Annotated in this window: 21 protein-coding genes; 12 read left to right on the top strand and 9 right to left on the bottom strand. The window is 73.4% G+C overall.

Annotated features, from left to right (window positions below; genetic code table 11):
- Positions 1–83 precede the first annotated feature (83 nt).
- The 9 genes from FHX40_RS22120 (at position 84) to FHX40_RS22080 (ending at position 9587) form a co-directional block, all read left to right on the top strand.
- Positions 84–959, top strand: a complete 876-nt coding sequence (locus tag FHX40_RS22120) for a DUF2249 domain-containing protein (protein ID WP_142261396.1) — start codon at positions 84–86, stop codon at positions 957–959.
- A gap of 617 nt (positions 960–1576) precedes the next feature.
- The gene (locus tag FHX40_RS22115; protein ID WP_244941612.1) at positions 1577–3097 is read left to right on the top strand and encodes a nitronate monooxygenase; all 1521 of its coding nucleotides are present in this window, start codon (positions 1577–1579) and stop codon (positions 3095–3097) included.
- Between the two features lie 104 nt (positions 3098–3201).
- Positions 3202–3693 (top strand): hypothetical protein, encoded by a 492-nt coding sequence (locus tag FHX40_RS22110; protein ID WP_142261395.1) that lies wholly within the window; start codon positions 3202–3204, stop codon positions 3691–3693.
- Positions 3694–4059: 366 nt separating this feature from the next.
- Positions 4060–4821, top strand: coding sequence for an AfsR/SARP family transcriptional regulator (locus FHX40_RS22105; protein WP_142261394.1), 762 nt, complete (start codon positions 4060–4062; stop codon positions 4819–4821).
- A gap of 161 nt (positions 4822–4982) precedes the next feature.
- Positions 4983–5273 carry a hypothetical protein gene (locus FHX40_RS22100; protein WP_142261393.1) on the top strand — a complete coding sequence of 97 codons (291 nt, stop codon included), beginning with the start codon at positions 4983–4985 and terminating at the stop codon, positions 5271–5273.
- 213 nt (positions 5274–5486) lie between these two features.
- Positions 5487–7400: an ABC transporter ATP-binding protein gene (locus FHX40_RS22095; protein WP_142261392.1), complete on the top strand. Its 1914-nt coding sequence runs from the start codon at positions 5487–5489 to the stop codon at positions 7398–7400.
- 19 nt (positions 7401–7419) lie between these two features.
- The gene (locus tag FHX40_RS22090) at positions 7420–8046 is read left to right on the top strand and encodes a GNAT family N-acetyltransferase (RefSeq protein ID WP_142261391.1); all 627 of its coding nucleotides are present in this window, start codon (positions 7420–7422) and stop codon (positions 8044–8046) included.
- Positions 8047–8049: 3 nt separating this feature from the next.
- A complete protein-coding gene (locus FHX40_RS25275; RefSeq protein ID WP_170198929.1) occupies positions 8050–9039 on the top strand; it encodes an MvdC/MvdD family ATP grasp protein in 990 nt (329 codons plus the stop codon).
- Between the two features lie 5 nt (positions 9040–9044).
- The gene (locus tag FHX40_RS22080; RefSeq protein WP_142261959.1) at positions 9045–9587 is read left to right on the top strand and encodes a DUF6624 domain-containing protein; all 543 of its coding nucleotides are present in this window, start codon (positions 9045–9047) and stop codon (positions 9585–9587) included.
- A 42-nt stretch (positions 9588–9629) separates the two neighbouring features.
- Here FHX40_RS22080 and FHX40_RS22075 read toward each other — a convergent pair whose 3' ends face one another.
- The 6 genes from FHX40_RS22075 to FHX40_RS22055 all read right to left on the bottom strand — a co-directional run bounded on the left by FHX40_RS22075 (position 9630) and on the right by FHX40_RS22055 (position 15949).
- Positions 9630–10961: a sensor histidine kinase gene (locus FHX40_RS22075; RefSeq protein WP_211350355.1), complete on the bottom strand. Its 1332-nt coding sequence runs from the start codon at positions 10959–10961 to the stop codon at positions 9630–9632.
- On the bottom strand, positions 10958–11662 hold the full coding sequence (locus tag FHX40_RS22070) for a response regulator (protein WP_142261390.1): 705 nt from the start codon (positions 11660–11662) through the stop codon (positions 10958–10960). The genes FHX40_RS22075 and FHX40_RS22070 overlap by 4 nt, the downstream gene beginning before the upstream one ends.
- The gene (locus FHX40_RS25575) at positions 11634–12872 is read right to left on the bottom strand and encodes a glycosyltransferase (RefSeq protein WP_211350354.1); all 1239 of its coding nucleotides are present in this window, start codon (positions 12870–12872) and stop codon (positions 11634–11636) included. Before FHX40_RS25575 ends, FHX40_RS22070 begins: the two co-directional genes overlap by 29 nt.
- Entirely contained in the window at positions 12854–13726 is an 873-nt protein-coding gene (locus tag FHX40_RS25570; RefSeq protein ID WP_211350353.1) for a DMT family transporter, read from the bottom strand. Before FHX40_RS25570 ends, FHX40_RS25575 begins: the two co-directional genes overlap by 19 nt.
- Entirely contained in the window at positions 13723–14382 is a 660-nt protein-coding gene (locus tag FHX40_RS22060; RefSeq protein ID WP_170198928.1) for a DUF998 domain-containing protein, read from the bottom strand. The genes FHX40_RS25570 and FHX40_RS22060 overlap by 4 nt, the downstream gene beginning before the upstream one ends.
- Positions 14383–14458: 76 nt before the next feature.
- Positions 14459–15949 carry an FAD-dependent oxidoreductase gene (locus FHX40_RS22055; protein ID WP_142261388.1) on the bottom strand — a complete coding sequence of 497 codons (1491 nt, stop codon included), beginning with the start codon at positions 15947–15949 and terminating at the stop codon, positions 14459–14461.
- A 410-nt stretch (positions 15950–16359) separates the two neighbouring features.
- Between FHX40_RS22055 and FHX40_RS22050 the strand changes: the two genes are divergently transcribed.
- From FHX40_RS22050 to FHX40_RS22045, 3 genes are all read left to right on the top strand, one after another.
- Entirely contained in the window at positions 16360–16845 is a 486-nt protein-coding gene (locus FHX40_RS22050) for a MarR family winged helix-turn-helix transcriptional regulator (RefSeq protein ID WP_142261387.1), read from the top strand.
- 67 nt (positions 16846–16912) lie between these two features.
- Complete coding sequence (locus FHX40_RS25270) at positions 16913–17089, top strand: hypothetical protein (RefSeq protein WP_170198927.1); 177 nt, start codon at positions 16913–16915, stop codon at positions 17087–17089.
- Between the two features lie 104 nt (positions 17090–17193).
- Positions 17194–17466, top strand: a complete 273-nt coding sequence (locus tag FHX40_RS22045; RefSeq protein WP_142261386.1) for a DUF397 domain-containing protein — start codon at positions 17194–17196, stop codon at positions 17464–17466.
- 7 nt (positions 17467–17473) lie between these two features.
- On the opposite strand, the gene FHX40_RS22040 is transcribed toward FHX40_RS22045, so the two are convergent.
- From FHX40_RS22040 to FHX40_RS22030, 3 genes are read right to left on the bottom strand one after another with little or no spacing between them, the layout of a single operon-like run.
- Positions 17474–17710 carry a DUF397 domain-containing protein gene (locus FHX40_RS22040; protein WP_142261385.1) on the bottom strand — a complete coding sequence of 79 codons (237 nt, stop codon included), beginning with the start codon at positions 17708–17710 and terminating at the stop codon, positions 17474–17476.
- Between the two features lie 58 nt (positions 17711–17768).
- Positions 17769–17990: a DUF397 domain-containing protein gene (locus FHX40_RS22035; RefSeq protein WP_142261384.1), complete on the bottom strand. Its 222-nt coding sequence runs from the start codon at positions 17988–17990 to the stop codon at positions 17769–17771.
- A gap of 21 nt (positions 17991–18011) precedes the next feature.
- Positions 18012–18860 carry a helix-turn-helix domain-containing protein gene (locus tag FHX40_RS22030; protein WP_229788492.1) on the bottom strand — a complete coding sequence of 283 codons (849 nt, stop codon included), beginning with the start codon at positions 18858–18860 and terminating at the stop codon, positions 18012–18014.
- Positions 18861–19038: the final 178 nt, after the last annotated feature.

The raw sequence follows: 19038 nt of genomic DNA, 5'->3' as shown, positions 1-19038 counted from the left end.
CAGACGGCATTGTAAATACAAGAGACATCGTAAAAACTATCCTCGACTCTCGGCAGGTGCCGGACCCGGGGAAGGAGCCCGACATGACCGCTCGAACCACCGCAGCCCACGGAGCGCACGCCCAGGAGGCGACGCTCCGGGCGATCCGGGACCACCATCGGCGGCTCGGCCTGACCATGGCCCAGCACGCCGTCGCCCTGCGGCGCGACATCGACCGGCTGCTCTCGCCGTACGACCGCCGGGCGCGCATGGTGGCCTTCTGCACCAAGGAGGTGCTGCCGCACGCCCTCGCCGAGGAGCGCACCCTGTACGCCGCCGGTGCCGATCTCGCCGAGACCCGTCTGCTGGTGCGCGCGATGGCGGACGAGCACGCGGTGCTGCGCGAGCTGGTCGGCGAGCTGGAGCAGGCGACCACGACCGGCGAGATCGCGGGCGCCGCGAGCGCGCTCGACGTGCTGTTCCAGGTCCACCTGCGCAAGGAGAACGACCTGCTGCTGCCGGCCCTGGCCGACGCCGGGGTCGATCTGGCCGGCCTGCTCGACGGCATGCACGAGATCCTCGGCGAGCAGGCGCACCCCGGCGCCGCCGAGGCCGCCCACGGATGCGGCTGTGGCGGCCACGGGCACGGTCACGGGCAGGCGCACGGGCACGCCCAGGCGGACGCCCCGGCGGAGCACCGGTGCGCCTGCGGGGGTCACGACACGGCGGGGGACCCGGACGCGACCGCCGAGCTCGTCGACGGCGAACTCGACGTACGGGCGCTGCCGCACGGCAGGCGGCACGCGCAGATCTTCGCCACGTTCGACGCGCTCCGGCCGGGTGAGGCGTTCGTGCTCGTCAACGACCACGATCCCAGGCCGCTCTACCACCACTTCGCCGCCGAGCGCACCGGCGAGTTCACCTGGGACTACGTGGAGACCGGCCCCGAGCTGTGGAAGGTGCGCATCGCGCGCCTCTGACCGCCCCGCGCGGCGCCGGCCGAGCAGGCCCGCCGTACCGCGGGACGAGCAGCGGGGAACACCGCGCCTCACCTTCATCCGAGTCCGCCTTCCGGGCACCGGCCGGTGGGGGCCGACCGGCTGAGGGCTACGTCACACAAAAGGAACCCGTTCCGCGAGACCGCAACCAGGGTCCAAGGACCCTTTCCGGTCGGCTCTTGGTCCACCGGGGGCCGGGGGCGGGACCGCCCCTCCCACCTGCGAATCATGATCATGTGAAAGGTCGTCGCGGCTTCCCCGGGCGGGCGCGCGGGCGGCGGCGATCAGGACGATCGGTCCACCGTTTCGGGACCAAAGTCCCAGGTGCGACGTATGGGCGGGGCGGCATGCTCGTGGTGGCGCGATCACGACCGGCCCGTACTGGTTTCGGATGCCTCCGCCATGAGTCCCGCAGAGGGGCCGAAGTCCCCGGTTCGTGCCGCCGGGTAGGGAGACGGCTTCGGCCCCGGCCGTGATCGAGCCGCGCTGCACATGGGCTCCGCTGCCCGTGGCCCCCCTGTCCACGGGCAGCGGAGACATGATGGTTGGCCAACGGGGGTCGGTACCGGCCGTACGAGATCCGTGGAAAGGGCGTCTGGGTGACCGCTGCTCAGCAACTCGGCGAGACGGGGCGCCACGCCCTCCCCCGGATCATCCAGGGCGGCATGGGGGTCGGCGTGTCGAACTGGCGGCTCGCCCGCGCCGTCGCCGCCACCGGCCAGCTCGGGGTCGTGTCCGGGGTGGCCCTCGACACGCTGATGACCCGCCGCCTCCAGCTCGGCGACCCGGGCGGCCACGTACGGCGCGCCCTCGCCGCCTACCCGCGCAGGCAGGCCGCCGAGCGCATCCTCGAGCGCTACTACGTGCCCGGCGGCATCCCCGAAGGACGCCCGTTCCGGCCCGTGCCCCGCCTCGGCCTGCGCCCGAACCCGTGGCGCGACGAGCTGCAGGCCGCGGGCAACTTCGTCGAGGTCTGGCTCGCCAAACAGGGCCACGACGGCCCGATCGGCGTCAACTACCTGGAGAAGATCCAGCTCGCCACCCCGGCCTCGGTCTACGGGGCGATGCTCGCCGGCGTCGACTACGTGCTCATGGGCGCCGGCATCCCGAGCGAGATCCCGGCCCTGCTCGACGCCCTCGCCGCCGGACGCCCCGCCAGGCTGTCGATCACCGTCGCCGGGGCCGACGCCCCGCACGTGATCACCTTCGACCCATCGCGCCTCGCCGTACCAGGGGCACCGCCGCCGCTCCGTCCCCGTTTTCTCGCGATCGTCTCGGCGGCGGTGCTCGCCGTCCACCTCAGCCGCAACCCGGCGACCCGGCCGGACGGCTTCGTCCTGGAAACCCCCGTGGCGGGGGGCCACAGCGCCCCGCCACGGGGCCGGATGCGGCTGAGCGAGACCGGCGAGCCGGTGTACGGCCCGCGCGACCGCATCGACGTGGCGAAGGTGGCCGCGCTCGGCCTGCCGTTCTGGCTCGCCGGCGGCTACGCCACCCCGCAGGGGCTCGCCGAGGCGCTCGCCGCCGGGGCCGCGGGCATCCAGGTGGGCACCGCGTTCGCGCTGTGCCGCGAGTCCGGGCTCGGCGAGCACATCCGGCGGCGGCTGCTCCGGCTCGCCGGGCGCGGCGCGCTGCACGTGCGCAACGACCCGTCCTCCTCGCCGACCGGCTTCCCGTTCAAGGTGGCCCGGCTGGCGGGCACGCTGTCGGAGGAGCGGGTGTACGCCGCGCGCCCCCGGCTGTGCGACCTCGGCTACCTGCGCACCCCCTACCTGAAGCCGGACGGCGACGTCGGCTACCGCTGCCCCGCCGAGCCCGTCGACCTGTTCGTGCGCAAGGGCGGCAGCGCCGAGGAGACCGCCGGACGCCACTGCCTGTGCAACGCGCTCACCGCGACCGCGGGACTCGGCCAGACCCGGCAGGACGGCTACGCCGAGCCGCCCCTGGTCACCCTCGGCCAGGACCTCGGCTTCCTCGCCCACCTGCCCGCGCCCGACTACGGGGCCGCCGACGTGGTCGCCTACCTGTTGCGCGGCGGCACGCCGGACGTGCCCGCCGTACCGAACCCGACCGTGCGCCGGTCCGACGCCCTGGCCCCGCAACCCGCGTCCCCCATATGACGGCGGGCCACGGGGGCCGCTCCGGACCGCCCGGCACGCCGTACCCGCCCGTGCACCGGGCCGGGGAGGGCGCCGACCGGCCACTTCTCCACCGGAGGGCATGAATGACCGATATCCGAGGGCTTGCCGTAGCGCTGCTCACCGTGGTCGGCGCGGCGATGCTCACGGCCGGCCCGGTGATGGTCGTCCGTGGCCGCAGCGGGCGCGCCGAGATCCGGCGCGAGCTCGCCGACCAGAAGATCGTCTTCCCCGAGGCGGAGAAGCTGCCCCCGCACCTGGCCCGCCACGCCGGTGCCGCGGTGGCCACCGGCGACCAGGCGAAGGCGTTCGCCGACATGATCGGCGCGAACGTGCGCAAGGCCACCGGCGGCCGCACCTACTCCGAGATCAGCGCCCAGCTCGCCGAGCGCCGCGGCGACGAGGAACTCACCGCCCTCCGCCAGACCGCGTTCATGGGCCAGACCCTGCGCGCCTCGCTGATGAGCGCCTACCAGGCCTGGCACCTGACCACCCTGGTCATCGGCCTCGGCCTCGCCTTCATGGCGATCGGCGCCGCGCTCGTCATGACCGCCGCGGTGCTGGCGACCGGCTCCTGAGCAGGCTCCCGGGAGAACGGCGGCGGGGCGAGGCCGCGCCCCGCCGTACCGTTCCCGCGGCGGCCCGGCCGCGCCGGCGCGGCCGGATTTCAGGCTAGTTTCAATCCCGCCGGGCCCGGAGATCCGTCACGCTCGGTATTCGTTTCTCCCCGGCCGCGGGCCGCACCCGAAATCGCTGCGTGTTTCACCGGCGGCGCACGCGGCGGGTGACCCGCGATAACAGGTGCGCACCGACGCCTGTTCCCGTTCCTTAAGAATTCCTTGACGCCGTCGTCACACCGCGAGTTGAATCTGATCGCTTCAGGCCACCTAGTGGGTCACCGAAAATTGCCCCCGGGGGAGGATGGCCAGGTGAGGTTTTTATTATTGGGTCCACTGGAGGTGCGCAGGGCGGACGGCGGTCGCGTCGAGCTGCGGCGGCTGAAGCTGCGGCAACTTCTCGCCTATATGCTGCTGAATCGCGGCCGGGCGGTCTCGACCGAACGACTTTCCAGCGCGCTGTGGGGAGAGCGGCCGCCGGCCTCCGCCCACGGAAATCTGAAAACGTATGTGTCGATGCTCCGGAACGAGCTGCGCGCCACCGGGGCGTCCATCCGCACGGTCCCGAGCGGCTACCGCCTGGACGCGCCGCAGGACAGCCTGGACGTCGTGCGCTTCGAGGAGCACCGCGCCGCGGGCGCGGCGGCGCTCGCCCGGGGCGACCACGCGGCCGCGGCCCGGCACCTGCGCGCGGCGGCCGAGCTGTGGCGCGGGCCCGCCCTGGAGGACCTCGTCGGCGAGTCCGAGGCGCTCCGGAACGCCGCGACCCTGCTCGACGACCGGCTGATCGAGACGCTGCACCGGCTCGCCGCCGTCTACCGGAGGCTGGGCGAGTACGGCGAGGCGGTCGCCTGGCTGCGGGTCGCGCTGGCCATCTACCCGCTGCACGAGCGGCTGTGGGCGGACCTCATGATCGCGCTCTACGAGGACGGCCGCCGCGGGGACGCGCTCGCCGCCTACCTCCAGTGCCGGGACGTGCTGACCGAGCAGCTCGGCGTGGAGCCGGGGCCCCGCCTCGCCGAGCTCCACCAGCGGATCCTCGCCGCCCGGCCGCCGACCTTCGCCGACGCCCGCGGCGCCGCCCGCTGACCGCCGCGCCGGGCCGGCCGCGGCCGCGCGGAACCGCGGTGCCGGGCGGCGACGGCGCGGTGTATCGCCGGTGTTCCCCCGGTGAACCGGCGGTGGACCCCGCCGGGTGACGCTCTCCCCAGGGAACCCTTTCCGGCATCTTTCCCGAAAGGAGTCAGGAAGTGCCGACGTACACCCCTGCCGAGGTCGACCTCGACCAGGGCGCGCTGGAGATGAGCGGGCTCGCCGAGTACGAGCCCACACTGGTTCCGGAGGACCATTTCGCGGATTTCGAGAAGACCGCGGACGCCGCGGTCCTGCCTTTCGCGGCCGGTCTCTCCTTCACCCCGGTCGGCGATTCCGGCGACGCCGTGATCGCCGACGAGGAGCGGTACCTCCGCGTGTACGCGACCCGGTACAACTCCACCGGTTACGTCTGGATCGACAACGGTTTCCAGTGCATCAACGACTGAATTTCACCGTGCCCCTCGCGCAGTTCTCCTGACCGGGGAACCCTGGGGGAGAAAAGGCCCGTTCACGACACGAAAAGGGCGGTCCGGATTCACCGTGCGTGAGCTGCTCCGCCGGATGAATCCGGCCGGTTCCGAGTGGTTCCGAGGTGGTGCCGGTGCCCGGGGAAACACTTCTCCCGGGCACCGGTTCCGGCGATCGAAAGGGCGGGGAGAATGGCGCGAAGCGGCAGGGGCGACCGGGTGGCGGGCGTGTTCACCGCCGTGTTCGCATGGCTCACCGGCAGCCCGCTCGCCCGCCGTACCGGTGAGCTGCTGCACGGGCAGGCGGCCCGGCTGATCGGCGTCGTCCTGCTGTCGGTGACCGGCTCGCTCGGGGTGCTGGTCACCCCGTTCGTGGTCCGGGCCCTCGTCGACGGCGTCGTCGCGGGGACCGGGACGGCGGCGCTGTGGCCCCCGCTGCTGGTCGTCCTCGCCGTCGCGGTCGCCCAGGCCGGCGTGCTCGCCCTGCGCATGGTGACCACGGCGGCCCTCGGGGAGACGGTCGCCAGCCGGATGCGCACCACCCTGTACCGGCACGCGCTGCGGGTGCCGTTCGGCTTCTACCCGTCCAGCGAGCCGGGGGCGTTCCTCACCCTGCTCGCCAACGACGTCTCCAACGTCCAGGTGGCGATGGCGATGGACATCCCCGCGCTGCTCGCCGGCGCGGCGAACCTGCTCGTCGTGGTCGCGGCCGTGCTCGTGCTCGACTGGCGGCTCACCCTCGTCGCCCTGGTCTCGGTGCCGCTCGCCGTGCTCCTGGTGCGGATCGCCCGCGGCCACGCCACGCGGACCGCGGCCACCCAGCTCGCGGGCCTGCAGGAGCTGATCGGCGTGGTGTCGGACACCACCGGGGTGTCCGGCGCGCTGCAGATCCGCCTGTTCCGGCGCCAGGGCCACGAGGAGGAACGCTTCCTGCGGCTCACCGACCGGGTGCGGCGGCTCGGGATCCGGCGGACCCGGATCGAGGCGCTGGTCAGGTTCGCGGTGACCGTCATGGGCGCGCTCGTCGCGGTCGCCACGGTCGGGGTGGGCATGTGGCTGGTGAGCACCGGCGCGACGAGCATCGGCACGGTCGCCGGGTTCGCCGCCGCACTGGCGAGCCTGTACCTGCCGCTGTCGTCGATGGCCGAGTCCCGGACCCGGCTCGCCGCCGCCGGCGCCTCGCTCACCCGCATCTACGCCTTCCTCGACGTCCCGGTGAGCCGCCCCGCGCTCCAGGTGCGGGAGCGGCCGCCCGCCGAGACGGCCGTCCCGGCCGAGGACCACGCCGCCGGCGGCGAGGTCCCCGACCTGGAGCTGCGGGACGTGTGGTTCAGCTACGACCGCGCCCGGCCGGACCGCGCCGGCCCCACCGGCCCCGCGGGCCGCGACGCCGCGCCGTACCGGCCGGAGCGGTGGGCGCTGCGCGGCGTGAACCTGCGGGTCGGGGCCGGGGAGAAGGTCGCGGTGGTCGGCCCGAGCGGCTCCGGCAAGACTACCCTCGGCTACCTGGCGACCGCGATCTACCCGCCGGCCTCCGGCAGGGTCCTGATCCGGGGGACCGATGCCGCCGACCTCGACGACGACCGCCTGCGCGCCCTGGTCGGCTGCGTGCCGCAGGACCCGTTCCTGTTCAACGACACCATCGCCGCCAACCTCCGGTACGGCAGGCTCGACGCCACCGAGGAGGAGATGTGGGCCGCGCTGGAGGCGGCGAACCTGCACGACACGGTGCACGCCCTCCCCGACCGCCTCGCCACCCGGGTGGGCGCGAGGGGTCACCGGCTCTCCGGCGGCGAGCGGCAGCGCATGGCGATCGCCCGGGCGATCCTGCAGGATCCGCGCATCCTCGTGCTCGACGAGGCCACCTCGCAGATGGACGCGGAGAACGAGCGGCTGGTGAACGCCGCCCTCCAGCGGCTCAGCGCCGACCGCACCTGCCTGGTGATCGCGCACCGGCTCTCCACCGTCGTGGACGCCGACCACATCGTCGTCCTCGCCGACGGGGCGATCGTGGAGCGGGGGCGGCACCGCGACCTGGTGAACGGCGGCCCGGTCTACTCGCGGCTCTACGCCCAGCAGGCCGGGCCCGACCGGACCGACGAGTGAGAAGGAGACGGGTGAGCCCGTGCAGCAGAACCTGACCGACTGGGACGTCGCCGACCTGGCGCGGACCGCCGAGGGCAGACCGGCCCCGACCCGCTCGCGCCACCTGCGCCTGCGGGCCGTCGACCCGGCCGACCACCCGCTGCTCTACCAGTGGGAGAACCACCCCGAGGTACGCGGGCTGCTCGGCTACCGGGAGCCGGCGCCGAGCCTCGGCATCTTCGAGGAGCGCATGCGCCTCGACCCCACCCGCCAGCTCGTCGCCACCCGCCCCGACGGCACGCCGGTGGTCTGGCTGTCCCTGTACAACCGGAACGCCGCCGACGGGTACGCGTGGCTGAGCGTGGTCGCCGACCCCGGCACCCGGTCGACCGGGCTCGGCATCGAGGCGGCCGCGCTGTTCCTCACCCAGCTCTTCCTCACCACCGCCATGCGCAAGATCTACGCCGACTCCTACGACAACGCCCTGCGCCAGTACCGGTCGGGGATCGACCGGTACTTCCGGGTCGAGGCGCGGCTGCGCGAGCACATCTTCCTCGACGGCCGCTACCGCGACCGGTTCACCATCGCCGTCTACCGGGACGAGTGGCTGAAGAAGGCCGGCCGGATCGCCCGCGCCCTGCGGTTCGAGCCGTGGACGGAGGGGTAGCCGATGCCCGAGATCAACCTCGCGAGGCCGCGGGTCCTCGTCCTCACCCAGCCGGACGACGTGCACGCCGACCGCGTCATCGGCGAGCTGCGCGCCCGCGGCACGAGCGTGGCCCGGTTCGACCTCGCCGACTACCCGATGGCCGCCACGCTCACCGCGACGCTCACCGGCGACCGGCCGTGGCGCGCGGCGCTCCGCCACGGCGAGACCGTCGTCGACCTCGCCGAGGTCCGCGGCGTCTACTACCGGCGCCCCCGCGCGTTCGGCCTGCCCGACGCGCTGAAGGGCCTGGAACGCGAGTTCGCCCTCGCCGAGACCCGCCGCGGCATCGGCGGGCTCCTGCGCAGCCTCCCCGCGCGGTGGGTCTCCCACCCGGAGAAGCTCACCACCGCCCAGTACAAGCCGCTGCAGCTCACCGTCGCCCGCCGCAGAGGGCTGCGCGTGCCCGACACGCTCGTGACGAACGACCCGGACGCGGCCCGCGCCTTCCTGCGGGAACGGGACCGGGTCGTCTACAAGAGCCTGAGCGGCCGCCCGGTCGCCAAGGGCGCCAGGGTGCCGCAGGTGGTCATGACCACGGAGATCACCGACGAGCACGCCGCCCACCTCGACCGGGTCCGCGTCACCCCGTGCCTGTTCCAGGAGTACGTGAAGAAAGACCACGAGATCCGCGCGGTCGTCGTGGGCCGGGAGGTGTTCGCCGCGGCCGTGGACAGCCAGGCGTCCGCGCACACCGCCGTCGACTGGCGGTTCGACGCGCCGGGCCTCGACTGGTCCGCGTGCGAGCTGCCCGAGCCGGTGGCGCGCGCCTGCGTCGAGGTCGTGGCCGACCTCGGCCTCGCGTTCGGCGCCGTCGACCTGATCGTCACCCCCGCCGGCGACCACGTCTTCCTCGAGGTCAACGGCAACGGCCAGTGGCTGTGGCTGGAGGAGGAGGCGGGGCTGCCGATCGGCGCGGCGATCGCGAACCTGCTCGCCGGGGAGGGGCCGTGACCGGCATGGACCTCGGCGTCGACCTCGACCTCGCCGCCGAGCTCGGCCGCCGGGCCGCGGCCGACCAGGCGATCCGCGCCGCGGTACGGCGGGCCGGCCCCGGCGACCCGGTACGGCGTGCCCGCCTGCTCGCCCGCATGCACGCGATCGACCGCGACAACACCGCCTGGCTCCGCACCGTGCTGCGCGACGCCTGGCCGCCCCGGTCCCGCATCGGCGACCGCGCCGCGGAGGAACTGTGGCTGCTCGCCCTGCACGCCGACCACGACCGCCCCTTCCAGGCCCGGTGCGCCGAGCTGATGGCCGCGGCCGTCGCCCACGGCGAGGCGAACCCCCGCCTGTACGCGTACCTGTGCGACCGGGTGCTCGTGGCGGCGGGCAGGCTCCAGCGGTACGGCACGCAGCAGGTGCACACCGAGCACGGCGACCGGCCCTGGCCGGTGGCGGACGTGGACCGGCTCAACGAGCGCCGCGCCGCGGTCGGCCTGCCGCCCCTGCCCGCCGAGATCGTCGCCGCGATCCCGCCCGCCTGCCCGGTCCGCCGCTGACCCGGGCCCGCGGCGCCACCGGCCCCGGCACGGGACGGCCGGTCAGCCGGCCGCGCCGGCTTGCCGTACCGCCTCCAGCGGCAGCCATACCGTGAAGGTCGCCCCCAGGCCCGGGCCGGGCGAGGACGCGACGATGTCGCCGCCGTGGGCGCGGGCGATCCCCCGGGCGATGGTGAGCCCGATGCCGCTGCCGCCCGCGCGCGCCGGGCGGCCCGGGTGCTCGACCCGCTCGAACCGGGTGAAGATGCGGTCGAGGTCGGCGGCGGCGATGCCGACGCCGTCGTCGGTGACCCGGATCTCCACGTGCGGGTGCGGGCCGCCGACCGGGCGCACCGCGATCTCCACCCGGCCGCCGGGGTCGCACGCGGCGAGCGCGTTGCCGAGCAGGTTCACCAGCACCTGCCGGATGCGGCCCGGGTCGATCCACGCCGCCACCGGCGGGCCGGGGACCGCGACGAGCCGGATCCGGGCGTCGTCGAACTGCGGCCGCAGCCACTCGGCGGTCCTGCGGGCCAGCTCGGTCACGTCGACCCGGCTGCACTGCAGGTCGAACGCGCCCTCCTCGGCCCGGGACAGGTTCGACAGGTCGTCCACGAGCCGCTGCAGCCGGTTGAGGTCGTCGGCGAGCGAGGCGAACATCGCCTCGTCGGGCGCGAAGATGCCGTCGGCCATGCCCTCGATCTGGCCGCGGAGGATGGTGAGCGGCGTGCGCATCTCGTGGGCGATCTCCGAGATCAGGCGGGCGCGGCGGCGCTCGATGTCGGCGAGCGCGGCGGCGAGCCGGTTGACGTCCTCGACCAGCGTGGCGAGCCCCGGCTCCCGGGGCACCTCGAGCACGTCGTCGTAGTGCCCCTGGGCGAGCCGGTGGGTCGCGGCGCTGACCTGCCGCAGCGGCCGCAGCAGGAACCGGGAGAACACCAGCGCCATGGTGAGCGCCGCGACCAGGCCGAAGGTGAGCGCGGGCCACATCACCTCGGCCCCGGCCTTCTGCAGGAGCAGCGAGGTGAACAGGGCCATCGCCGAGTCGAGCCGGCCGAACGCGCCGAGCAGGTCGCGGTTGGTGATCACATCGATGGCAATGCTCACCGTCACCAGCGCCACCAGCAGCACGGCAATGTGGGACAGCGCCAGCCGTACCGCGAGCGGCAGCGCGATCACCCGTCCGGCCGCCGCCACCAGGCCGGCGACGCGGGACGCCGCGGCGCGCAGCGGCGACGGCACCGCCCGCCGTACCGCCGCGGCGAGCCCGCGGAGCGCGCGGGCGGGGAGGCGTACCAGCGCGGCCGCGGCCCCTGCCACCGGCGCCGGCACGAACGGGGCGGCGGTGGCCCGCATCGCCCCGCCCCGCGCGGCCCGGCGGTGGCGGCCGGTCATCCGACCGGCCGGGCGACGAAGCGGTAGCCGACCGACCGCACCGTGCCCACGAAGCGGGGCGCGCTCGCGTCGTCGCCGAGCGCCCGCCGCAGGGTGCGGATGTGCACGTCCACCACCCGCTCGTCGCCGAAGAAGTCGCGGCCCCACACCTGCTCGATGAGGCCGCGCCGGGTGAACACCCGCCGCGGCGCGCGGGCGAGCGCGAGCAGCAGGTCGAAGTCGAGCGCGGACAGCTCCACGTTCCGCTCGCCGTCCACCACCACGGTGCGCGCGTCCGGGTCGATGACCAGGCCGTCGAACCGCAGCACCCGGTCCTCCGGGGCCGGCTCGGCGCCCTCGGCGCGGCGCAGCACGGCCCGCGCCCGCAGCGCGAGCTCCCGCGCGCTGAACGGCTTGGTCACGTAGTCGTCGGAGCCCGCGGTGAACCCGATGACCCGGTCGAGTTCCTCGCTGCGGGCGGTGAGCAGGATCACCGGCACCTGGCTCGTCGCCCGGATCCGGCGCAGCACCTCGAACCCGTCGAGGCCGGGCAGCATCACGTCGAGGACTACGAGGTCGGGCCGCTCCCGGCCGACCGCGGCCAGGCACGACGGCCCGTCCGCCGCCTCCAGCACCTCGAAGCCGTCCGCCTCCAGGTAGCCCCGTACCGTCATGCGGATCTTGGGTTCGTCGTCAACGACCAGAATGCGCCGCCTGCTCACGTTCGCCTCCACCGTGCCCGGCGCCGAGCAGCGCCGCGGGCTCCGCCGCCGGTATGGTCGTCGACCCCCGGTAGAGGGCCTCGAAGGCGTCGAGGGTGGCCTCGATGTCGTGCCGGGCGATGATCTCGCGCCCGGCCTCGCCCATACGCTCCGCCGTCCCGGCGTCGCCCAGGATCAGCGCGAGGGCGTCGGCGAGCGCCGCGACGTCACCGGGCGGGAACAGCAGCCCGTTGCGCCCGGGCCGCACCAGGTGCGGCAGCGCCATGGCGTTCGCGGCCACCACCGGCTTGCCCGCGGCCATCGCCTCCATCGTGGCCAGGCTCTGCAGCTCGGCGATGCTCGGCATGCAGAACACGTCGCACCGGGCGTACGCGTCGAGCAGCTCGGCCTCGGAGACGAACCCGCGGAAGACGACCCGGTCCGCGACGCCGAGCTCGTCGGCGAGGCGCTCCAGCTCGCGGCGGCGCGACCCGTCGCCCACGATCTCCGCCCGGACCGGGGTGCACGCCGCCACCGAGGGGAGGGCGCGCAGCAGCACGTCCACGTTCTTCTCCGCGTCCAGCCGGCCCACGAACAGCACCGTCCGTGGCCCGGCGCCGTCCGCCCGCGCCGGCGTCTGTCCGAAGTGCCGCAGGTCGAGCCCGCAGGACACGGGCAGCACGGGGCCGCCGAGGCCCTGCTCGCGCAGCAGCCGTACGGCGCGCGGCGTCGGCGCGGTCACCACCCGGGCGCGGCCGAGCACCCGCACGCAGTCCCGCCAGGCGAGCCTCGACACCGTCGCCGCGGCGCGCCCGCGCAGCGGGGTGTAGCCGAGCAGGTTCTCCGGCATGAAGTGGTTGGTCGCCAGCACCGGGATGCCCCGGCGCTGCGCGAGCCGGATCAGGGTACGGCCCACGCCGAAGTGCGACTGCACGTGGATCACGTCGGGCGCGATGCGGTCGAGCAGCCGGGCCGCCTCCCCGCGGATGCGCCACGGCACGCAGAACCGGAACGTGGGGTGGAACGGGGTGGGGTAGGAGGCGAGGTCGTGCACGGTCAGGCCGTCCGGCACCGCCTGGGCGGGCGCGCCGGGCCGTACCGCGGGCCGGATGACGTGCACCTCGTGGCCGCGGGCGGCGAGCCCGGCGGCGAGCCGGTGGGCGAAGTTCGCCGCGCCGTTGACGTCGGGCGGGTAGGTGTCCGCGCCGATCACTATGCGCTGGAAGGACATGGGGTCTCCTGACGTGTGGCGGAGGGAAGGGAGGGGTGCGGGGGAGTGGTGCGGTAGAGGTGCACGACGCCGGCGAACGCGAGGACCGCGGCGGCGATCCCCAGGCCCGCGACCGGTACGGTCAGCCCGGGCGCCTCGCCGAGCAGGCCGACGCCGATGGCGACGGCGACGAGCGGATCGGTGACGGTGAGGTTCGCCACGGTGTTCTCCGGCGGGCTGCCCGCGTGCGCGCGCTGCACCAGCCAGAAGCCCGCGAGCAGCACCGCCGCGAGCCCGGCGAGTACGGCGAGCAGGGCCGGGCCGACGCCCTCGGCCGCGAACCGCTCGGTCGCGGCCCGGACGAACGTGGAGGTGGTGCCGTAGGCGGCGCCGCCGCCCACGGCGGAGATCAGGGAGCGGGCGCGGCCGCCGAGCGCCGAGCCGGCGAGCGCGCAGACCGCGACCACGCCGCCGACCGCCGCCCCCGCGCCGACCAGCGACTCCGTGCCGATCGGCGCGGGCACGGTGTGCAGCGCGGCGAGCACCGCGAACGATCCTGCTCCCGTGAGGATCGCCGCGAGCGCGCACGCGGTGCCGGGGCGCAGCCGCTCGCCGCGCAGCCGGAGCCCGAGCAGGACGGTGAGCACGATCCCGAGCACCCCGGCCGGCTCGACCAGGGTCACGGGGGCGAAGGAGAGCGCGATCACCTGGCACGCCGCCCCCGTGGCCAGCAGCGCCAGCCCGGCGAGCCAGCGGGGCCGCCGGGCCGCCGCGAGCAGCGACGGCGTGGTCGCGGCCACGCCGTACTGCAGCCACGTCCCGGCGGTGAAGCAGCACGCGTTGAGCAGGGCCAGGCCGATCGCGAGCCAGCTCACGGCTTCCCCCGGCCCGCGCGCACCGCGGTGGCGAGCTGGTGGAGCAGGCCGAGCTCGAGGCCGAGCGCCACGCGCTCGGTGAGGCCCAGCCAGCCGCCGACCGTGCGGGCCACCGGGCCGGCGTCGCGCCGCGCCGCGCACTGGTCGGCGACGAGGAATCCGAGGCAGGCGGCCGCGCTCGCCCACGAGGTACGGCTCAGCCGCCGCGCCCGGGCCGCGAAGCCGGGCAGCCGGCGCAGCCGCCGGGCGGCGAGCAGCCCCACGGCCGGGAGGGCCGCCATCGCGGCCCCCGCGGCGTACCGGTGGGTGCGGCCGCTCGGCGTCCGGGTGGCGCCGAGCGGGTCGGGCGGGAAGATCCCGGCGAGGGCGAGCCCGCCGCACCAGGTGCCGAGCAGGGCCGTCGCCGACGCGCCGATCGGGAGCCGGGACCGGACGAGCCCGGCGAGCAGCGCCGCCGATCCGGCGGTGAGGCTCGCCACGGTCCCGGCGAAGACGCGGTTCGCGCCCTTGGCCAGCGCGTAGTCGCTCACGGCGTGCCGCACCGTGTCGACCTGCCGGGCCCAGCCGAGGTGGAGGGCGGTGGCGCCCACCACGGTCGCGGCGAGCCCGGCCTGCGCGGCGACCGCGAGGCTCCGTGAGTGAGGGGATCCGGTCATGACCCGTAGCGAACCGGGCCTGCGTGAGGGAGAGACGTAGGGAATCATGAAGCTTCCGTGAAGCTCGGGCGAGCGGTCAGCGCACCGGCCGCACGCCGACGCGGTCGAGGAAGGACTCGATCGAGCCGAGGCCGGCGGTGCCGACCACGGCGGCGACGTACCCGTCCGGGCGGATCAGCGCCCACTCGCCGGCCTCCAGGCCGTACGCGTCCCGCACGTGGCCCTCGGTGTCGTGGATGTCGGCGCCGACGATGTGGATGCGCAGGCCGCGGCGCGGCGCGATGGTCGCGGTGCCGGGCTCGTAGCCGAGCAGGGTCCAGTGGGTGCCCTGGAACAGGTGGAACAGCCGCACGGTCTGCCCGGCCGCCCCGGTGACCGGCGCGTCGGGGGCCCGGTCGCCCGGGAGCACGCCCTTGTCCCGCCCCGGGCAGGGCAGCCCCAGCGACGAGCCGCGGTACCCGACGTCGAGCTGCATCACGTCGCGGCCGCGCCGCATGCCGCCGGCCTTCGCCTCGCCGAGCAGCCGCTTGGTGAGGCCGAGCATGTCCTCGGCGATCGGGCGCCGCTCCTCCTCGTAGGTGTCGAGCAGCGCCGCGGACGCGCCGTCGATCACCGCGGCGATCTTCCAGCCCAGGTTGTAGGCGTCCTGCACGCTCGTGTTCAGGCCCTGCCCGCCGGTCGGCGGGTGGCAGTGCGCGGCGTCCCCGGCGAGGAACACCCGGCCCACCCGGTAGCTGTCGGCGAGCCGCGCCTGCATGGTGAACACCGACGCCCAGGACACCTCGCGGACCACGATGTCGTCCCGCCCGGTGCGCTCCCGGGCCAGCGCGGTGAGCCCCTCCGGGGTGAGGTCCATCTCGCCCTCGGCCGGGGCCGCGGCCATGAGCTGGTACAGGTCGGTGCCGTACAGCGGGCACAGCGAGAACTCCCGGCCCTGGGTGCCGTCGCCCCAGCGGTGCCAGAGGTCCCAGCTGAGCCCCTCGACCCGCAGGTCGGCGACGATCGCCTCCACGCCGAGGGTCCGGCCGGGGAACGCGACGCCGAGGGTCTTGCGGACGAAGCTCGACCCGCCGTCCGCGCCGACCAGGTACCGGGCCCGCACGGTCTCCTCGCCGTGCGCGCCGCCGATGTGCGCGGTCACCACCTCGTCGTCCTGCTCGAACCCGACCAGCGGCCGGCCGAACTCCGCGGCGTGGCCCAGCTCGGCGAGCCGCTCCCGCATCCGGCGCTCGGTGAGGAACTGCGGGACGAGCAGCGCCAGGTGGTACGGCTCGGCCGGGGTCGGCGGGGGCGGCACGGCGGCCCGGTCGATCGGCCCGCCGTCGGTGTAGACGCGGGCGGTCGGGTACTGGCCGCCGGACGCGACCACCCGGTCGAGGATGCCGAGGTCCTCGAACACCTCCTGGGTACGCGCCTGGATGCCCTTGCCCCGCGACCCGGGGAACGGCTCCGGCGACTTGTCGATCAGCCGGAACGACACGTTCCGGCGCGCCAGCTCGATCGCGAGGGTCAGCCCGGTCGGCCCCGCCCCGCAGATGACCACGTCGGTGTCGTACTTGCGTGCCATCGGACTCCGCCTTTCCGCCGCCGCCCGCCGTACGGGCGCCGCGGCGACCTTCAAGATGTGTGCGTTTTGCACGGAGTATGTGGGCGGTCAGATGCGTGCGTCAAGTGGCCGATCCGGGGCGGCGGCCCGATTGGAACGACGTACATGCACGATGAGCTGCTGATTCAGCTTGTCATGGCAGCCGGGAAAATTCCCTCGGTGGAGTGGCGTGCCGATCGAAGATATGTGTACGATGAGCACATCTAAGTGAGAGGAGGTGATCCGGCATGTCGTTGGCGGACGGCGTGGGACGGCCACGGGCCGAAAGCGGCCCCCGGGCCGGTCAGGGCCGTGCCCGCGATGATCGCCGGTATCCTCCCCTCGACACCGTCGTCCGCCCGCAAGGGCGCCAGAGGCATCGGGTTGCGATCATGACGTCCAGACACCGCCGCGCCCTCATCGGCCGGCGCATCCACGAATCGATCCTCGACCTGATCGCGGTCCTGAACCTCCCGCAACGCGACGAGACCCTCATCGCGGAGACCGGGGTCGACCTCGACCGCGCCCTGCTCCAGGTCCTCGTCGCCATCCGGCGCTTCGGCCCGATCGGTGTCGTCGAGCTCGCCGAACGCGGCGGCCGCGACCACACCACGGTCAGCCGCCAGGTGGCCAAGCTCGCCGAACTCGGCCTCGTGGAACGCCGCCCCAGCGCGATCGACCGCCGGGTCAAGGAGGCCGTGCTCACCGAGGCGGGCCGCCGCGTCACCGAGGCGCTCGACGCGGCCCGCGAGCGCATGTTCCTCCCCGCCCTGACCGAGTGGAGCGACCGCGACCTCCTCGAACTCGACCGCCTGCTGCGCCGGTTGGCCGACGACCTGACGACCGCGGCCACGCTGGCCGAGCGCAAGGAGGACTAGCCGCGGCGGATCGGGGGAGCGCCGGTATCTCTGATGGGCGACAAGATGGACGACAACCAGCGAGCACGTGCCCCCCCCAATCTGGGCCACACCAGCCCGCAAGGTCTGGACGGCGACCGCCCGGTGGCTGTCGCCGTGCGGGCCGTTCCCGTCCGGCCCCGCGGCCGACGAGGTGAAAACTTCCGTCCCGCTACCGCACGCCTGGATCGACACGAACGACCGCGACATCGAGGTCGCGAAGTGAGTATTTGCGGTGACGCGGTTTTCGGTGCTCTCCACACGGAAATCAGGCGGTGGGAACGCCGCCACGCCTCAGCACATGGAGTGGTCGCAGCGGAGGAGCACGCTATGCCTCAGCGAGAAGGACGCGAATGCGCCACGTCGACGTGGCGCCGATCCAGCCACTCCAACACGCAAGGTAACCAATGTGTCGAGGTCGCAGCTTTCGGTGACCGGATCGCATTGCGCGACTCGAAGAACCCGGACGGCCCTGTCTTGTTGTTCAGCAGGACTGAGTGGAAGGAATTCATCCAGCACTTGGGCCGTTCCGCCAACAGGTCGGTAGGCCATGGATCAGGCCTTGGCCGGCCTCGTCTCCGTTACCCGCGGCAACCACCCTGAGCTGCGCTCAGGCGCGCCGAAGTTCACCATGCTCGATGCCCTTGACGAACGCGTCGTATTCGGCGTCGGAGAACAGGAGCGGCGGATTTTGTGGCTGCTTGGAGTCGCGGATGGCCACAAGGCCACGGTCCAGGAATGCCACCTGGATGCAGTTCGTCCCGCCGCTGCTGAAGCTGCTGGTGCGCCATTGCGCGTTTCGGAGCTGTGTTTCGAGCCAAGCCGGGTCGATGGCGTCCCTGCTCATGCCAGATCCTTTCCCGATCACGGCGAGGGCTGGGAGGAACACCCGCGGGAAAGAGGAGTCACCGAAAGTCGAACTCGGAAGCACGTACTCCTGCGAGGAAGGCGTCCCATTCGGCTCGGGTGAATATGATCACCGGGCCGTCGGGGTGGTGGCTGTGCCGGACGGCGATACGGCCGCTGCCATCCAGGAGCGGACCTGCCTCGACGCAACTGGCACCACCGTTAGGGCTGTAACTGCTGATGTGCCAGGCAACCTCGGGCAGCTGATCAGGACGTGACATGCGCCGTCTCTCCGATCGGAGCTAGTTCAGCCTGTCCACGGCCGCTTTGATGAAGGCGGTCGACTGGGATGGATCCAACGAACGCTGACGAATACGGTCATATCTGAGGATAAGCCTCTGTACGTTCTCTGTCTCTACATAGATTCCGCCGACAGGAGTGTCGATGTAGGCGACCTCGGGATATGGGCCGGGCAGGTCGAAGATCATGAATGGGCCTTCAGGGCTTGTATGGGCTCCGGCGGCGAAGGGTAGGACTCGAATATCGATATTTGGGCGGCCGGAAAGCTCGATGAGGTGGTCGAGCTGTTCTTTAAGGACCGCACGTCCTCCGGTTTCGCGGCATAGCAGGCTCTCGTCAAGGATTACTTCGATCTGTGGAGGATTCGGCCTGTCGAGCAGGCTCTGCCGTTCCTGCCGGAACTGCATCCCTCGCGTCTGGGGAGCCTCGTCACCCACCGCCTCTTGCATCGAGGCCTGCATGTATGCGGGAGTCTGGAGCAGGCCGGGGATCACCATGGCATCGAACGACCGGATTCGACATGCGCGGGACTCCAGCCAGGCGAAATCAATGATCATTCTGGGCAGGTCCTGGCTGTAGTTGTCCCACCAGCCCTCCTGCCAGACGTCGGCGGCCAAACGCATGAGGGCGGCGCGTACGTCGGGGTCGGAGACGCCGTACAGGTCGAGGAGCGCCGCAACGTCCGGGGTGCGGGCGGGGTAGATGCCCGCTTCGAAGCGGCTGATGGTGGCACCGTCGCGCTGGATGTACGTTCCGGCCTCCCGCAACGTGTATCCGGCGGCCTCCCGAAGTTCGCGAAGCTGTCGGCCGAGCCATTGGGCGCGGAGCGTCATGCCTCGTCTGGCGGTCACCGCGGCTCCTCTCGGGTGGGTTGGGGCCGTTTGTGGCGGACTTGCGCCACACAACTTTGCGTGATTCTGCTTAAGCACTATGCAGTCATGAGCTGTTCATGACATGCTCTGCGTGAGGGATCGTACACGCAAAGTGGCGATCAAGGGTTACCCATGCCTTGCCCGCAATCCCCCAGCC

Origin of the sequence: Thermopolyspora flexuosa (assembly GCF_006716785.1) — a bacterium.
Lineage (GTDB): Bacteria > Actinomycetota > Actinomycetes > Streptosporangiales > Streptosporangiaceae > Thermopolyspora > Thermopolyspora flexuosa.
The sequence above is the reverse complement of the archived record's forward strand: the minus strand, read 5'-3'. Positions and strand labels throughout refer to the sequence as shown.